Below are 16,639 nucleotides of genomic sequence, written 5' to 3'. Positions count from 1 at the left end.
CTCTCATCACCAGCCAGCAGCCGGTCCCCCTAGACGTCGAAGAAGACCGTCTCCCCTTCACCCTGCAGGCGGATGTCGAAGCGATAGACGACGTTGCCGTCCACCTCCTCGCGCCGCGCGATCAGCGTCCCCCGCCGCTCCTCCGGCACGCGCAGCAGAATTGGATCCGTCGCGTTGGCCGGCTCATCTTCGAAGTAGATCCTGGTGACGACGTGGTTGAGCAGCCCCCGCGCGAACACCATGACAAGGATGTGCGGCGCCTGATCCTGCTGGTCGTCGAACGGGACGACGCCCGGCTTGATCGTCTCGAACCAGTAGCGCCCTTCCTCGTCCGTACCGGTCCGGCCAAAGCCGATGAAGGTCGGATCGAGCGGCAGCGGGCGCTGGTCTGCCGGGTGGCGGTAGCGCCCGTAGTGGTTCGCCTGCCAGATCTCAACCATGGCGTCATCGACCGGGAGGCCGTCCCCATCCAGCACGCGGCCTTCGATCCGAATCCGCGTCCCCTCCGTCTCCGGCTTGACCAGTGTCGTGATGACCGCGTCTGGTCGCAGCAGGCAAGGATGGAAGAACGGCCCGACCGTCTGCGTCGGGGTTACCGGAGCCTTGCCCATTACTCGTTCTCCTTCCGCTCCCCAAACGGGGTCGCATTGGGTCCGCGCAGCACGATGTCCCAGCGATACCCAAGCGCCCACTCCGGCTCGGTCACGCTGTGATCGTAGGTGGCGATCATGCGCGAGCGATACGGCTCGGGAACGGCGTTCATGATCGGATCGAGCGCGTGCAGCGGGTCACCCGGGAAGTACATCTGGGTGATCAGGCGGGTCCGCGAGGACGGCCCCAGGATCGAGAAGTGAATGTGGGACGGACGCCAGGCATTCGGGTCGTTCTTCCACGGATACGCACCCGGATGGATCGTCAGGAACCGGTAGACCCCCTCCTCATTGGTGAGGCACCGGCCGATACCCAGGAAGTTGGGATCCAGCGGACCCGGCCAGTTGTCGCGCTTGTGGAGGTAACGCCCGGCGGCGTTTGCCTGCCAGACCTCGACCAGCGTATTCGGCACCGGATCGCCGTTGTCGTCGAGCACCCGCCCCGTGACGATGATCCGCTGGCCAATCGCCTCCCCGCCGGTTCCTGCGTTGCGGGTCAGGTCCGCATCCTCCGGCGTGATCTCGCTGATCGCCGGACCGGGCCCCGTCAGCTCCGTCAACGTCAGCGGAACCTCCAGCAACGGGAGATTCGGTGAGCGCTTGATCGTCGCCCGGTACGCGGAGTACAGGTACGGAGGGAATACCTCCTTGTCCCCGCGGATAATCTCACCGATCGTCGTGGTGTCCATGATCACTCCTCTCCTGCACCTCAGCACTCCCATGCTCAGCCCGCCCGGGCTCGTGCGGGTCAAACTCCGCTTTCAGTAGCGCGAAGGCTGAGTTGGCCGCGGGGATCCCCGCGTAGGCGGCAACGTGCAGCAGAACCTCTGCCACATCCGCCGGATCGGCGCCGGTGTTGCGGGTGGCCCGCAGGTGCATCGCCAGTTCGGCCTCACGGCCGAGCGCCGCGAGGATGGCGATGGTGACCAGGCTGCGCGTGCGCCGGTCAAGCCCCGGCCGCGCCCAGATCGAGCCCCAGGCCACCTCGGTGATGAAGCGCTGAAAGTCCGCGTCGAGAGCGGTTTGCCGCGCAGTGGCCCGCGCCACGTGCTCCTCGCCGAGAACCTCCCGGCGCACGGCCATGCCGACGTCGTAGCGCGAGTCACTCACCGGCTGCACCTCCTCTTCCCCAGCGTGTACTTATGAAAACCTACCCCGTGGAGGGTGTCAACCGAACCGACACGGCGCCCCTCACACCAGCGCGAACCCGACATAGTTCTCCGCCAGGCTCGTTGCCGCTGCTCGAGAGGAGCAGACGTACCGCAGTTGGGCAAGCTGCAGCCGCCGCTCGAACGGGTCGGCATCCCAGTTCTGATGCAGCATCGACGTCATCCACCACGAGAAGTACTCCGCCCGCCACACGCGCCGCAGGCAGGTATCGGAGTACCGCTCCAGCAAGTCGGTGCTGCCGGTCCGGAACCAGCTCACCAGCGCCTCCGCCAGAACCTTCACGTCCGCGACCGCGAGATTCAGCCCTTTCGCTCCGGTCGCGGGCACGATGTGCGCCGCGTCGCCCGCCAGGAAGAGCCGGCCATACTGCATCGGCTCGACGAGGAAGCTGCGCATCGTGGTGATGCCCTTCTCCAGCACCGGCCCCTCGGTGAGTGACCACCCTTCCCGGGCCAGGCGGATGTGCAGTTCCTCCCAGATCCGCTCGTCCGGCCAGCGTGCGATGTCCTCGTCCGGGCGCACCTGGATGTAGAGGCGGCTGATCTGCGGGGACCGCAGGCTGTGCAGCGCGAAGCCCCGCTCGTGGTAGGCATAGATCAGTTCGTCGGTGGAAGGCGGCGCCGCCGCGAGGATCCCGAGCCAGGCGAACGGATACACCCGCTCGTACGTCGTCAGCACCCCGGCGGGAATGCTTGGCCGACTCACGCCGTGCGAGCCGTCGCAGCCGGCGATCACGTCGCAGCGCAACTCGTGCTGCTTGCCCCCGTGGCGGAAGCGCACTACCGGCTCCGAGGTGTTGATGTCGTGCAGGCTGACATCCTCTACCTCGAAGAGGATCTGCCCACCGGTCTCGAGCCGGGCCTTGATCAGGTCCTTGACCACCTCCTGCTGGCCGTAGACCGTGATCACCCCGCCGCCGGTCAGGTCGCTCAGCGCGATGCGATGGTCCTCACCCTCGACGCGCAGGATGATGCCGCGGTGGACAAGCCCCTCGCGGTCGAGACGCTCGGCCACGCCCATCTTGCGCAGCAGGTCAACGGTCCCCTGCTCCAGCACCCCGGCCCGCACCCGTCGCTCGACGTACTCGCGGTCCCGGCGCTCGAGCACCACCGAATCGATCCCCTCGAGATAGAGCAGGTGGGAGAGGACCAGCCCGGCGGGACCCGCGCCGATGATCGCGACCTGCGTCCGCATCCGAGAGCCTCCTCCCTCCAGCGGCAACCGCGGCCCGGCTCTGGAGCCCGCGACCCTTACGTCAACTCACCTCTCACGACCGCTGTTACTGCTATATCGCCGTCACTCCGTGCTGTCAACACAATCAGGCGAAACAGGGCGCAGCGCGTGTCAGCCGGAGCCGATAGGTCCAGGTTGCACGCCCATCGCTGTGCCCCGTATGCTCTCCCCCACGAAGACGGCACGACCGGCGCGACACCGCAACGCGGAACCTGCACCACTGGGATTGATCCATCCGGGGACGGTGTTCGGGTGCAACGAGACGTGACAAACCATCAGGGCCTGGACCTCACCGGCGACGGAGGACGCCGCCTTGCGTCGATCACCGGCTGCCTCCTCGGCGGCGCGGTCGGCGACGCGCTCGGGGCAGCGGTCGAGTTCTTGTCGACCGAGCAGATCCGCATCCACTTCGGTCCGCACGGGGTCCAGGACTTGGCGCCCGCCTACGGCCGCCTGGGCGCCATCACCGACGACACCCAGATGACCCTCTTCACCGCGGAGGGACTGATCCGGGCCGACAACCGCTACCGTGAGAAGGGCATCTGCCACTCACCGACGGTCGTCTACCACGCCTACCTGCGCTGGCTAGAGACGCAGGGAATACACCCTCCCTACCCATTTCCGGAGATCCGGAGCGGCTGGTTGCTCGACCTCCCCGACCTCTGGCAACGGCGCGCCCCAGGCACCACCTGTTTGACGGCCCTTCAGTCGGGAGTGATGGGCACGGTCGACCGTCCGCTCAATGACCGGAAGGGGTGTGGCGGAGTGATGCGCGTCGCCCCGGTCGGGCTGATCGGCCCAGGAGACCCCTTCCAGCTCGGCTGCGAACTGGCAGCGATCACCCACGGGCACCCGAGCGGGTACCTCGCCGCGGGATTCCTGGCTCTGGTGATCGACGCCATCGTCGCAGGCCATGACCTGGAGACTGCCATCACCCTCGCACGCGACGAGCTGCGCCGCTGGCCCGACCACGAGGAGTGCCTCGCCGCGGTCGAGTCCGCGCTGCGCCTCGCCGACGAGGGCCCGCCGACCCCGGAGCGGGTCGCGCGTCTCGGCGAGGGCTGGGTTGCCGAGGAGGCCCTGGCCATCGCCCTCTACTGCGCGCTCACGGCTGGCGATTCGTTCGAGCGAGGAGTCCTCGCGGCGGTCAACCACTCCGGTGACAGTGACAGTACCGGCGCGATTACCGGCAACATCCTGGGTGCCCTGCTCGGCCCCCAGGCCATCCCCCAGCGCTGGCTTGAACCACTCGAGCTGCGCCCGGAGATCGAACAGCTCGCCCTCGACCTCTACCACCACTTCGGCAACCCTGGCGAAATCCCTGATCCCACCGCCGACTGGGAGCGCTACCCCGGCTGGTGATGACGGTTTTCTATAAGGAGGAGTCCGCCCATGAACGACGGCCTGGTCGACGCATTCCGCCACAACGCCTGGGCTACGGGCGAGCTGCTCGCCGTGGCACAGAACCTCACGGAGGACCAGTTGCACGCGACGGTGCCGGGCACGTACGGGAGCATCATCGACACGCTGTGGCACATCCTGTCGAGTGAAGCGAGCTACTATACACGCCTCACAGGCAATCGCCCGCCCTGGTACCAGCGGGGCAGGGAGACGCCGAGCCTCGCCGAACTGGCGACGTACCTGGATGACATGGCGCAACGCTGGGACCGTTTCCTCGAAGAGCCGTTCGACGCGGAGCGGACGCTGGTTGTCGCATGGGAGGACGGGTTCGATCGCGATGTGCCCGCCGGCGTCATCCTGGCCCAGGCTCTCCACCACGGCAACGAACACCGCGCCCACATCTGCACCGTGCTGACATCGCTCGGCATCCCGACACCCGACCTCGGCGTTTGGGACTACGCCGAAGCGACCGACCGCGCAAAGCGGAGAACCTCCTAGGGTCGGAAATTCACCACCGGCTGTACCGGCCGCGTGTGTTACCACTGCGGCGTTTCACACGCAGCCGGATGCTGCGTTGCCACCGCGGGACCGTGATCAGCCACCCTGCGCAATCACGGCGACTGCCGACTCGGTGAAGCGGGAGCGCAGGCTGGGGTCGGAGATTTCGGACGCCAGGTCGGCCACCAACCCGCTCGCAGCGGCCGCCCGTCGATCCGGATCGCCCGGCTCTGGTCGATCGGGAGCGATAGCGCTCCGCACAGCCAGCGCCCGCCAGAGCAAGGGACGCCACCCATAGCGGCGCGCCCCGGCCGTCGCCTGGTCCAGGGCTACGAGCGCATCCGGCAGTTGCCCCTGTGCCGCCAGTGCCCGCGCCCGCAGCAGTGCCAGGTGCGGCACCGCGTCGAGCGACACCGGAGGCTGGATGGCCTGATGCAGCATGTCGACGATCTCGACACAGCGTGCGGGGTCGCCCTCGGCCAACGCGATGCGAGCCCGGCGGAGCCAGCACTCGCGACGGGCCAGCGCATCGAGTCGATCGTTGTCGCGCAGGACGTCGTCGAGCTCGCGTCTGGCCTCGTCGATCCGACCCAGGCTCAGCAGGGTATCCGTGACACCGGCCGTCGATGTCCGGCGCCAGAACTCGGACCCGGTCTGGTTCGCGTTCGCCAGCGCCGCGCAGTAGTGCTCGTAGGCTTCCTCGAACTGCAGCAGATCCATCATCGTGCAGCCGAGGAGGCACAGCGCCGCGATGCTCCATTGGCGGTGACCGATCTCCACCGCGCGGTCATGGCCGGCCGACGCGTACTCCAGCGCCGCCTGATAGTGGCCCCGCAGCATCGACTGCCCGGCGAGGGTCACCAGCGCGTAGACCTCACCGGCCTGCCAGCCCATCTCCCGGGATAACTCCAGGGATTCGAGCGCGTAGCGTGTGCGCCGGTCCGGATCTCCGTCAGCCGGGGGCACGGTGGTCGCGAGCGGCGAGCCTCCGGCCGCCGTCCGCATCGCCAGGCTCGACGCCAGACCACGCCGCTCGTTGATGCCGCGGAACTCCGCGATGGCGTGCTCATACAGCGCATCGCTCCCGCGCAGGTCACCGGCCATGAAGCGCGCCAGCGCAAGGAGGTCCAGGCTCTCCGCGCGTCCGGCTTGCGCCCCGGCGGCCTCAAAGACGGCGAGCGCCTCTTCATGGGCCCGTACGGCGGCCGCTGGTTGGCCGATATTGCTGTGCCAGTTGCCAATCCGATTGAGACTGTGAGCCACCGCGAGCGGATGCCCCAGCGTCTGCGCCCGCTCGAGCGCCTGGTGCAGGAAATCGCCTGCCACGCGGTAGTCTCGCGAGGTCCAGGCAAGGCCGAGCCCCAGCAGTGCACGCCACTCTGCCTCACCGTCGCTGATCGCCCTGGCAGCCTCGATCGCATCGGCGAAGTCCCGGCTCGCAGCGGGGAAATCGCCCACCAGCTCGGCGGCCTCCGCCCGGAGCTGATACGCACGGGGCAACGGTTGCAGCCCAAGACGCTGGGTCAGCTCGATCGCCGTGGTGGTGTAGTTGATCGCCGCGTGGGGCTCACCGACGCTGCCCGCGCGCTCCGCCGCCTTGATCAACCACCCGACGGCGCGCTCGTCGCCGGCTTGCGAGTAGTGCCAGCCGATCTCCCCCGCTCGCTCGTCCAGTCGACCGGCATACAGCCGCTCGATCGCGTCGCCGATCCTCCGGTGCACCTCGCTCCGGAAGCGCCGGATGAGCGTGCCGTACACCACCTCTTGGATCAGCGGATGGCGGAACGAGTACGCGCCCACGCCGAGGTCGGCATCCGGGGTGATGAGGTCGAGCTTTGTCAGGACCGCGAGGTGATCCGCCACGGTGCCGGGCGCATCCGAGATCGCCTCCAGCAAGCTTCGGGAGAACGACCGTCCGATCACCGAAGCAAGTTGGAGATGCTGTCGAACCTCTGGGGCCAGCCGGTCGACGCGCTCGAGGATCAGGGCGTGCAGCGTGCTCGGGATCGTGACCTGGGACAGGTCTGCGTGCGGAGCGACCCGCCACTGCTGCTCAAGGCAGTCGTCGCACGGCTCCAGGTACCCCTGGTCGATGAGCGACCGCACGATCTCTTCGATGAAGAGCGGGTTGCCACCCGCCTTCTCCAGCACCCGCTCTCGGAGGCGCTGTCCATCGTCTGACCGGACCAGTGAGTCGAACAGAGCCATGCGCTCGTCGGCGGCCAGCGGGGCAAGCCAGATCTCGCTGTAGCCACTCTCGTACCGCTCCCGGCACGTCTCGATGATCTTCCAGACCGGGCTCCCCAGTTCGGGTCGGAACGCAAGCACGAACAGCACCGGAGCGTCATCGATCAGTTGCAGGAGGTCGACGACGAGTTCCTCCGATGCCAGATCGATCAGGTGGTGGTCGTCGCTCACGAAGACCACCGGCTTCCCGCGATTCCAGCCGCGGAGGAGCTCCCTCATCACCGAGGTCAGCTCGCGCCGGAACGCGTCTGCGGCGATCCCCTCGCTGATCGCCTGCGCCGGGGACGCCTCATCGCCCACACCGAGGACCGCGGTGATGATCCGCGTCGCCCGCTCTCTGGTGGCCGGTGGGAAGTGCTGCGTGGCGCGCATCACCTTGGCGTGCACCGACTCGGCGGTGTCGTGCCGTGCGATGCCGAACACGCGGCGCAGGCGCTGCCGGAGCGCACCGTACGGCTCCAGCCCGGCGAACGAGACGACCCGATGCTCAAGCCAGGCAACGTCGCCGCCCCGGCCGCGGTCATCCTCCCAATAGCCCCGCAGGTGGGAGATCAGCCGGCTCTTGCCCATGCCCGCATCGCCGACGAGGCAGGCAACGTGCCCCTTGCCCGCGCTCAGCCCTTCATAGGCACGGCACAACAGGTCCATCTCGGCCGCCCGCCCGACCAGGGGCGCATCCAGCCCGGCGATGTCCCAGAGACGGCCGCTGACATCGATGGACTGCAGGACACGATAGGCGTTCTCCGCTCGCGCCTTGCCACGCAGCGCGAGCCGGCCGACCGGCTCAAAGCGGAAGAACGGGGCTGTAGCGCGGTACGTACTCTCGCCGACCAGGATGCTCCCCGGTTCTGCCTGTTGCTGCAGCCGAGCGGCGAGGTTGATGGCATCACCCATCGCCGTGTACTCGTTCATCGCGGCCGAGCCGAATTCTCCCACCACGACGTCGCCCGTATTGATGCCGATCCGGACGTTGAACTCCAGCCCGTACGTCTGGCGCACGAGGTCGCGCAGGGGCGCCACCTCGGCGACGATGTCGAGCGCGGCCAGGATCGCACGACGTGGGTCGTCCTCGTGCGCCCGGGGGGCGCCGAAGAACGCCAGGACGGCATCGCCCATCAGACGCGCGATGGTGCCTCCGTACCGCTCAATCGGCCGCATGAGCGCGTCGAAGGCCATGTGCATGATCTCGGCCCACTCCTCGGGGTCGAGTTGTTCGGCGATGCTGGTGGAACCGGCGACGTCACAGAAGAGAATCGTGACGACGCGGCGCTCACGGGCACCGCCGTCACGCTGGGCAGACGTCATGCCCTGCCGCACCATCGGGTTCACGCGCAGCCTCCCCCACTGGAATGCTGACAACGAATCGGGTCTGGCCGGGACGCGAGTCGACCGTGATTTCTCCATGGTGCTTGCGGACGATGTTGTAGCTGATGTTCAGACCGAGCCCGGTTCCCTTCCCGGGCTCTTTCGTTGTGAAGAATGGCTCGAACAGCCGCGCCTGCGCACCGGGCGAGATGCCTGGGCCGGTGTCGCTGATCTCGACGACCACCGTGCCGCGCTCGAGCGCGGTACGGATGCGCAGGTGCCCCTCGCCGTCCATCGCGTCAGCCGCGTTGTCGATCAGGTTCGTCCAGACCTGGTTCAGCTCGCTGGCCAAGGCCATGATCGGCGGCACGCAGCAGTCGTACTCTCGCGACACCTTGATCCCGCGGAGCTTGTAGCGGAGGATCGTCAGCGACTGGTCGATCCCCTCGTGGATGTCCACCTCCTGGACCGGCGCCTCGTCGAGCCGTGTGTAGGACTTCACCGCCGCGACGATCTCGGAGATCGTCCTGGCACTCGCCGTCATCTCATGGAGCAGCCGGTAGACGCTCTGCCCGGCCGCAAGCCATCGGAGGACGGCCGGAAGCCGGTCGGTAGGCACGAAGTCCTGCAACTGGCCGAGGAGTTCGAGGTCCCACCCGACATCCACGAGCTGCGGTGCGAGCTTCCAGCTTTCGGCGATGTGCCGCTCGTCGAGCCACTCCTGAACGGCCTCCTCACGGTCGCTCCGGGTCACGGCATCGAGCCAGACCGCATCGCCCGCGTGCGACTCAATGTCCTGCTGAAGGGCTGCCAGGATCGGCAGCATGTCGCCGTGCAGCCCGCTCGCGCCGAGATCGCCCGCGCGTCGCTCCCACTCGCCGATGATGTCATGGAGCTGCTGGACGCTGCGCACCAGCGCGGAAGCCGGGTTGTTCAGCTCATGCGCCAGACCGGCGGCCAGCGTGCCGAGCGCGGCCATCTTCTGGTGCTGTACCAGCCGGCTTTCGGCGCCCTGCAGGCGCCGGATAACCGTTCGCAGCAGCGCGAGCATCGCCGTCGGGTTGGCGACGAGCGTTCGCTCGAACACCTCGCGCGAGATCGGGAGGACCGTGCTGGGCACGCGCGCCCGAATCGTGGCCGTGCGCCCGGAGCCACTGAGCATTCCCATCTCGCCGACGATTTCACCCGCGCCCCGCACGCCGATCGGCACATCGATCTCGCCGGACCGTCGGAGGATCTCAACCTCGCCCGTCAGGATGACGAAGGCGTTCTCCGCCTCATCCCCCTCCGCGATCAGCGTTGCTCCCTCTTCAAGCGCCACCGGCTCTATCATGCCGATGAGCTCGTCGAGAGCCGCATCCGGAAGCTGGGCGAAGAAGTCTCCCCTGCGGAGGGTCTCGCGCAGCCGTGTCGTCGTGGAGGCGTCGTCAGTCGACCTCTGCCGCTGCATGGCCGTCCCTACAGGCTACTCAGGTAGCGATGGACGAAATGGACGGCCATCGCCCCCTCGCCCGTCGCCGACGCGATCCGCTTGATTGACTGGTGCCGGATATCCCCAGCGGCGAACACGCCCGGTACATTGGTCTCCAACAGGTACGGCTGCCGCTTCAGCGGCCAGCGCGCAGCGCCGTTGCGTGCCCGGGCGAGGTCCGGGCCGGTCAGGACAAACCCGGCATCGTCGAGCGCCACCAGCCCGTCCATCCAATCGGTGAATGGTTTGGCGCCGATGAAGACAAACAGATCGTCCGCCGGAACCGTCCGCTCCTGGCCTGTTTTCGCGTCCGCGATACGCAGTGCTGTGAGGCGCGTCTCGCCGAGCGCCTCGATCACGGTGGTGTGGAACCACACCTGGATGTTCGGGATCTCCGCGATGCGATCGACCAGGTACTGGGACATGCCCGACTTCGGCAGCGAGTCGCCGCGCACGAGCAGCGTCACGCAGCGGGCGAACCGTGCGAAGTGCACGGCCGCCTGGCCGGCCGAGTTGCCGCCTCCGACAATGAAGACTTCCTCGCCCTTGGCCGCCATCGCCTCCGACAGCGCGCCGCCGTAGTAGACGCCCTTGCCGTGCAACCGTTCGACGCCGGGCGCCTCCAGACGCCGGTACGACACCCCGGCCGCGATCAGGAGCGCGTGGCAACTGATCTCACCACCGCTCGCGGTCTGCACGATGCGGTACTGCCCCTCCAGCCGGATGCCGGTCACCTCGGCATTCAGAATCTCGGCCCCGAAGCGCCGTGCCTGGGCGACGGCCCGGCGTGCCAGATCGGACCCGCTCAGGCCCGCCGGGAAACCGAGGTAGTTCTCGATCCGCGAGCTGGTCCCGGCCTGCCCGCCGGGAGCGTGCCGTTCGATCAGGAGGATGCGTAACCCTTCCGAGGCGCCGTAGACCGCCGCCGCCAGCCCGGCCGGCCCACCGCCGACGATGATGAGGTCGTAGAACGGCAAGGCCGCCTGCACCGGCAGGCCGATCCTCGCTGCCAGTTGCTGCTGGCTCGGCTGTTCGAGCGCGGTGCCGTCCGGCAGGATGACGACCGGCAGGCGAGTCAGGTCGAGCCGGGCTTGGCTGGCCAGCTCCTGCGCCTCCGGGTTGGTCTCGACGTCGAGCCACCGGTAGGGCACTAGATTCCGCGCCAGGAAGTCCTTGAGCTGGAACGTCTCGACCGACCAGCGGTGGCCAATGAGTCGCACTCCCTCGAACGGCGGCGACCAGTTCGCCATCCAGTCGTCCAACACCTCATCGACAACCGGGTAGAGCCGCTCGTCCGGCGGATCCCACGGCTTGAGCAGGTAGTGGTCGATCTGCACGTCATTGATCGCACGGATCGCCGCCTCGGTGTCGGCGTACGCCGTGAGGAGGACACGCTTGACATCGGGGTAGACCTGGATCGCCTCGGTGAGGAACTCGATCCCGGTCATGCCGGGCATGCGCTGGTCGACGATCAGCAACGCCAGCGGCGCGTTACGCAAGCGGAGTCGTCGCACCGCGTCGAGTGCCTCCGCGCCTGACTCCGCGCGCAGAATCCGAAAGCGATCGCCATAGCGCGCCCGGAGGTCACGCGCGACCGCGGCGAGCACGCTCGGCTCATCATCGACGATGAGTATGGCGGGTTTGTCGGCCATCCTGGTCCTCCGTGGTCCGCACGGGTCTCGCATCCCAGCCGGGACGCCTCGGACGACTCCGGGAGCGTCCTCACCCCTCAGGCGAGGCGCCCATCGTCCGCTGCCGGACATCACGCCGAGGCGCTTCCCTGTACCCGACAATAGACCAGACGGCCTCTCCCGCCACCGTGAGCATTACCTGTTTCCCCCCTGCGCAGGGGTCAGTGCGCGGCCCGCCGCGTGCTGATCATGCGGCGGGCTGAGACCGAACGCGGGCGAACGCAAGGCGGGTGGGCTGTCATCCTTCGCTCCTCTCGGGATGGCATCTGCAGGACCGCGCAGGCGGGACACGCAACCCGCCACGAGGGCCTGGAAGCCGTGATACGCCGGGCAGTGCGGTCGTTATCGCACCAGCCCGAACTTGTGGGCGAAGGAGGTTGCGGCGGTGCGGGAGGAGATGCCGAGCTTGTTGTAGATCGACTGGAGGTGCCCGCCCACCGTGCGAGGGCTGATCGAGAGCCGCTCGGCGACTTCGGCATCGGTCAACCCCTCGGCGACGAGGCGGAGAACCTCAATCTCGCGGGCAGAGAGCCCGCCGGGCACGGCCGTGGGTCGTGGCTCCAGGTGGTCGATCACAGCGAGCAGCGGCTTGGCCCCGAGTTCCTCAGCTGTCGCACGTGCGGCGGCCAGTAGGCCGCCTGCCTCGTGGCCGCGGCCAGACGCAAGCAGCAATTCCGCGTGGGTGACCTGAACAAGCGCAAGCACATAGGGCGCCTCAAACGAAGTCGCCAAACGCTCCGCCCCGGCGAGGTGCTGGCGGGCCGTCGGGAAATCCCGGCGCAGGGTCGCCAGGCGTGCCAGCGTCCGGTGCGCGGTGAGCATCGCGAGCGGTTGCCGTGGGTTGCTCGCGCGCCGCAGTCCCTCGCGCTGGTGCTGCCAGGCTCGATCGAGATCCCCCTGCGCTGCGTCGTACCGCGCCCAGAGGTGGTCCGGAGCCGCCCGGCCCACCACGATGTCGCTCCATTCCAGCCAGCGCTCCAGCGCCAGAATCCACCGCCGGGCCCAGTCGAGGTCGCCGTCGTCAAGGGCGAGCTCGGCGGCGACGCCGATCAGGCGCAGACCGTAGGGGAAGTGGTTCAGTGGCGGCTCGGTGTCCGGGCCGTCGGGCAGCGCCTCGGCGATGCGTGCCCAGGCGCGGGCCGTGTCCCCCTGCCGCCGGTCGAGATCGGCCAGAATCCGCCGCATCCCGAGCGGTTGGGCGTTGGCGCTGAGGAACGCCGTAGCGCTGGCACGCGCCTCTTCCCAGCGACCTTCGAGCAGGAGCGAGTCGATCATCGTCGGGAAGGAACCCATCAGCACCAACGCGCCAAAAACGGAGTGGCGCCACGCCCGGGCGGCGTCATCCAAGAGCCGGCGCCGCTCTTCGACACGATCGGGATAGTAGACCTGGAGTACCAGATCGAGCTCCCAGTCGTAGGTCGCCCCGACCATGTGGTATGTCTCGGTCTGCCGGAAGAAGGTTCGGGCGCGGTCGAAGGCCGCCCTCGCCTCGCTCGGCCGGGCCAGACCGGCGTTGGCCAGCCCGATGGCGAAGTAGGCTGTGCCCTGCTCCCGCGGGTCGGCCGAGGGCGACTCCTCCAGGAACCGCTCGGCGTGCTCGAGCGCCGGACCATAGGCACCGTAGTGGGCAAGGACCTGTGCGTACGTGGCTCGGCTGACGGCGTAGGCGAGCGGAGAGCCTGCAAGAACATGCCGGGTCGACTCGGGCAATCCCTCGATGCCCCGCCAGCTCTCGCGCAGTTCGGCGAACGCGTTCCGCGCTTCCAGCGTGCGCACGCGAGCTTTGCAGTAGGGAATGACGGTCTGCAACCCCTCGTCGCCGAGTTCGTCGGCGATGCGCTGGGCGGTGTCGAGATACGCGATCGCTCGCTGCGGGTCCGTAAAGCGGTACGCCTCGGCAAGCTCGCAGAGCAGCCACGCCCGCTCCCGTTGGCGTTGATCGTCCCCTTCCAGGATCGCCAGCGCCTTCTCGAACCGCGCAGCCGTCACCGCGAGCGCAAATGCGCCGGCCGCCCGCCGGCCCGACGCGATCACCCACTCGGCCGCCCGCGGGTCACCGGCCTCTGAGAAATGCCGGGCCACAACGTCAGGGTCAGGGTTGGCCTCCGCAGCGAGCACCTCCGCGATCCGCCGGTGCCACGAGCGGCGGCGGAGCAGGATCATGTGCTCGTACAGCGACTGGCGGAAGAGCTTGTGGCGGAACCGGAGGACGGGGTCCTGCGGCATCTCGACCATCACCCGGACCGCCAGCGCCTGCTCGATCACGTCGGCCAGCGCCTCATCGCTTACCTCCGTCACGGCCTGCCAGACATCGATCGGGATCTCCTCCCCGATGACCGCGGCGGCCTGCAACAGGTGGCGTGCCTCGGGCGCGAGACGCTCGAGCCGTTCGTCGATAAGCTGGCGGAGCAAAGGCGGTACCCGGACACCGCTCAGCTCACCGAGAATCCATCCCTCATCAGTCAGCCGGAGCACCGCCTCATCCTCCAGCGACTGGAGCAACTCGTTGATGAAGAAGGGATTGCCTTCGGACGAGTTCAACAGAAAGGTGACCAGCCGATCCTGGTCCGCCGCGGAGAGCTGGTAGCGCGCCGTGACGAGCTCGGCGACGTCGTCCCGGTCCCACTCGCGCAGCGTGATGCGCTCGGCCTCGGTCTCCCGCAGCACATGGGGGAGAAGCCGGTAGAGGGGTTCGTCCGGCCGCAGCTCGACGTGGCGGTAGGTCACGACGATCAGGATCGGTCGCCGGCGAATCTGGCGACCGAGGTGCCGGACGAGGTGAATCGACTCTTCGTCCGCCCAGTGCATGTCTCCGAGGAGCAGCAGCACCGGCCGGTGGCGCGAGAGTTCGACTAAGAACGACAGGACCTGATCGTGCAGTTTCCGCCGTCCCGCGACCGCTTCGAGCGCATCCTTGACCGAGAGCGCCGGGGCCGGGACGGGCAAGTCCGGCGGTGCCCGGTCTGGGCGGAACATCTCGAGCCAGGGGCCGTAGGGCGGGGTGCCGTCCAACTCGAAGCAGCGGGCGCCCATCACCTGCACACCCGTCGCTATGGCCTCGTACCCCAGCGCCTCGACCAACACCGTTTTCCCGACGCCCGCGTCGCCCGCGACCAGAACCACGCCGCCGCGCCCCTCGATCGCGGCGCGCAGCCGGTCGAACTCCGCCCGCCGCCCGATGAGTTGCCGACCAGGGCCCGGACCGCCCCACGGAGCGCCACGCTCCGGCTCCGGGGCCGGGTCCCGGGCTCGCTCCAGCGCGGCTGATGGCACGAAAAACTGCTCGCCGAACCGCCCCACCCGCTTCTCGGCGGGCAGCCTGCCGTCGTGGATCCAGCGGCGGATTGTGTGCGTGGACACCCCAAAGTGGCGGGCAACGGCCGGCAGGGTCAGCCATTCGCTGCCATCGAAATCGGTGGAACCGGGCGCGTGTCCGCCATCGCTCATCAACTCGGCCCCGGTCGTACGGTCGGTTCGATGCCGTGGTCCAGACGATTATACCCTGGCGATCCTCGCCGAGTGGAGCGGTTCGCGGCAGGTTGCGGTGGCCTCGCTACGTCTCATCGTCCGGGATGGTCGCGAGCGCGCCCAGCGGCACCGGCTTCAGCGGGACGCGCGCGTTGAAGACCCCGGCTTCTTCCGGCGCCACACCATACCGATGCTCCAGGTAACTCCCCAGCACCTGCGAACATACCCGCCCCTGGCAGAAGCCCATCCCACACCGCGTGCGCCGCTTGAGTCCGTTCAACGTGGTCACGCCAGCCGAGACCGCCTGATCGACCTGGCTCGATGCGACCTCTTCGCAGCGGCACAGCACTGTGGTCGGCTCGACCAGCCGCGCAATCGCAGCGGGTGGGGTGTACACCTCGTTGAGCATCCGGGCAAAGGCCCGACCCTGCCGGATCGTGCGTCGCAGCGGCCGCGTCTCCCGGTGGTACACCTCCGCACTGATCACCCCCCGGTCGTACGCGATCGTCAGGCCCGCCAGCGCACCGGTCGCTTCGGCGAGATCGGCCCCACCGATGCCGCTCACCTGCCCCGCCACGTAGAACCCCGGCAGGCTGGCACGCATCCCATCGTCATGCGCCACATACCAGCCGCCTCGCTCACGCGCGAACGCGAGCGCGCATCCCGCTAGCTGCGCCAGCTCCGTGGACGCCGTGAATCCGAAGTGCACGCAGAGCGTATCGGCCTCGAGCACCTGCCTGGTCTCCGGCCGGATGTTCCACTCGGCATCCTTCCCCGCGATGACCACCTCACGGAGTTCACCCTCGCCGCGGGCTTCCACCACCGTGTAGTCGTGGAAGTACGGAACGCCCGCCCGGCGGAGGGCACGGCGGTACTCCGCCCATTGCCGGAGACGACGAGGCTGGCCAACCACCGCCTGGGCATGCCGCAGCCCGCGCACTGGCGCCGTGAGCCCCACACAGTCGACCACGGCAGCGACATCCCCGCCGGCCTCCACAATCTGGGTGGCAATGGCGAGGAGGAGCGGGCCAGTCCCGGCGAGAACGAACCGCCGCCCCGGCAGAACCCCGTCGTGGCTGAGCACGCGCTGCGCGGCTCCGGCGGTCATCACCCCGGGCAGCGTCCACCCCGGAAACGCCGCGACGCGCTCGATCGCTCCCGTCGCGATCAGGACGCTCGGTGCCTCCAGCACCTCCACCTGGTCGTCAGCCACCAGCGCCAGCCGATTCGGTTCGAAGAAGCCCCAGACCGTCGTCCCGAGCCGCACCTCGACCGGTGAACGCTCCAGCGCCGTGAGCCGTTCGCGCCCCTGCTGGCGCAACTGGTCCAGCTCACGACCACGGCTTGATCCCGGTGCCACGCCGAAGTGCTTGTAGTACTGCCCGCCGATGTGCTCGGCTTCATCGATGAGGATCGCCGGGACGCCGTACTCCGCGAGCGTCAGCGCGGCCGCGATCCCCGCCGGCCCGGCACCGACAATGGTCACCACCTGGTTCGGCGCCATG

General features: G+C 68.4%; 11 protein-coding genes. 2 read left to right on the top strand and 9 right to left on the bottom strand.

What is annotated here, in order from left to right; all coding sequences use genetic code 11:
• Window positions 1-29: 29 nt before the first annotated feature.
• The 4 genes from pcaG to pobA all read right to left on the bottom strand — a co-directional run bounded on the left by pcaG (window position 30) and on the right by pobA (window position 3,014).
• Complete coding sequence (pcaG, locus tag STHE_RS02995) at window positions 30-611, bottom strand: protocatechuate 3,4-dioxygenase subunit alpha (protein WP_012871088.1); 582 nt, start codon at window positions 609-611, stop codon at window positions 30-32.
• Complete coding sequence (pcaH, locus tag STHE_RS02990; RefSeq protein ID WP_012871087.1) at window positions 611-1,339, bottom strand: protocatechuate 3,4-dioxygenase subunit beta; 729 nt, start codon at window positions 1,337-1,339, stop codon at window positions 611-613. The genes pcaG and pcaH overlap by 1 nt, the downstream gene beginning before the upstream one ends.
• Window positions 1,317-1,760, bottom strand: coding sequence for a 4-carboxymuconolactone decarboxylase (pcaC, locus tag STHE_RS02985; protein ID WP_012871086.1), 444 nt, complete (start codon window positions 1,758-1,760; stop codon window positions 1,317-1,319). The genes pcaH and pcaC overlap by 23 nt, the downstream gene beginning before the upstream one ends.
• 81 nt (window positions 1,761-1,841) lie before the next feature.
• A complete protein-coding gene (gene pobA, locus STHE_RS02980) occupies window positions 1,842-3,014 on the bottom strand; it encodes a 4-hydroxybenzoate 3-monooxygenase (RefSeq protein WP_012871085.1) in 1,173 nt (390 codons plus the stop codon).
• Window positions 3,015-3,305: 291 nt separating this feature from the next.
• Between pobA and STHE_RS02975 the strand changes: the two genes are divergently transcribed.
• Entirely contained in the window at window positions 3,306-4,415 is a 1,110-nt protein-coding gene (locus STHE_RS02975) for an ADP-ribosylglycohydrolase family protein (RefSeq protein WP_012871084.1), read from the top strand.
• 30 nt (window positions 4,416-4,445) lie between these two features.
• Window positions 4,446-4,952, top strand: a complete 507-nt coding sequence (locus tag STHE_RS02970; protein ID WP_012871083.1) for a DinB family protein — start codon at window positions 4,446-4,448, stop codon at window positions 4,950-4,952.
• A gap of 96 nt (window positions 4,953-5,048) precedes the next feature.
• Here the strand turns inward: STHE_RS02970 and STHE_RS02965 are convergent, their stop codons facing one another.
• The 5 genes from STHE_RS02965 to STHE_RS02945 form a co-directional block, all read right to left on the bottom strand.
• Window positions 5,049-8,519, bottom strand: coding sequence for an ATP-binding protein (locus STHE_RS02965; protein ID WP_245534892.1), 3,471 nt, complete (start codon window positions 8,517-8,519; stop codon window positions 5,049-5,051).
• Window positions 8,485-9,954 carry a sensor histidine kinase gene (locus STHE_RS02960; protein WP_012871081.1) on the bottom strand — a complete coding sequence of 490 codons (1,470 nt, stop codon included), beginning with the start codon at window positions 9,952-9,954 and terminating at the stop codon, window positions 8,485-8,487. The genes STHE_RS02965 and STHE_RS02960 overlap by 35 nt, the downstream gene beginning before the upstream one ends.
• 8 nt (window positions 9,955-9,962) lie before the next feature.
• Window positions 9,963-11,627 (bottom strand): FAD-dependent oxidoreductase, encoded by a 1,665-nt coding sequence (locus STHE_RS02955; protein WP_012871080.1) that lies wholly within the window; start codon window positions 11,625-11,627, stop codon window positions 9,963-9,965.
• 381 nt (window positions 11,628-12,008) lie between these two features.
• Window positions 12,009-15,113, bottom strand: coding sequence for an AAA family ATPase (locus STHE_RS02950; RefSeq protein WP_012871079.1), 3,105 nt, complete (start codon window positions 15,111-15,113; stop codon window positions 12,009-12,011).
• Between the two features lie 106 nt (window positions 15,114-15,219).
• Window positions 15,220-16,638: an FAD/NAD(P)-dependent oxidoreductase gene (locus tag STHE_RS02945; RefSeq protein WP_012871078.1), complete on the bottom strand. Its 1,419-nt coding sequence runs from the start codon at window positions 16,636-16,638 to the stop codon at window positions 15,220-15,222.
• Between the last annotated feature and the right edge of the window lies 1 nt (window position 16,639).

It is taken from the genome of Sphaerobacter thermophilus DSM 20745, assembly GCF_000024985.1.
GTDB classification, from domain to species: domain Bacteria; phylum Chloroflexota; class Chloroflexia; order Thermomicrobiales; family Thermomicrobiaceae; genus Sphaerobacter; species Sphaerobacter thermophilus.
The sequence above is the reverse complement of the archived record's forward strand: the minus strand, read 5'-3'. Positions and strand labels throughout refer to the sequence as shown.

Coding starts and splice junctions, on each gene's coding strand:
- pcaG (WP_012871088.1), bottom strand. CDS start 611: ATGGGCAAGGCTCCGGTAACCCCGACGCAGACGGTCGGGCCGTTCTTC.
- pcaH (WP_012871087.1), bottom strand. CDS start 1,339: ATGGACACCACGACGATCGGTGAGATTATCCGCGGGGACAAGGAGGTA.
- pobA (WP_012871085.1), bottom strand. CDS start 3,014: ATGCGGACGCAGGTCGCGATCATCGGCGCGGGTCCCGCCGGGCTGGTC.
- STHE_RS02970 (WP_012871083.1), top strand. CDS start 4,446: ATGAACGACGGCCTGGTCGACGCATTCCGCCACAACGCCTGGGCTACG.
- STHE_RS02965 (WP_245534892.1), bottom strand. CDS start 8,519: ATGGTGCGGCAGGGCATGACGTCTGCCCAGCGTGACGGCGGTGCCCGT.
- STHE_RS02960 (WP_012871081.1), bottom strand. CDS start 9,954: ATGCAGCGGCAGAGGTCGACTGACGACGCCTCCACGACGACACGGCTG.
- STHE_RS02955 (WP_012871080.1), bottom strand. CDS start 11,627: ATGGCCGACAAACCCGCCATACTCATCGTCGATGATGAGCCGAGCGTG.
- STHE_RS02950 (WP_012871079.1), bottom strand. CDS start 15,113: ATGAGCGATGGCGGACACGCGCCCGGTTCCACCGATTTCGATGGCAGC.
- STHE_RS02945 (WP_012871078.1), bottom strand. CDS start 16,638: ATGGCGCCGAACCAGGTGGTGACCATTGTCGGTGCCGGGCCGGCGGGG.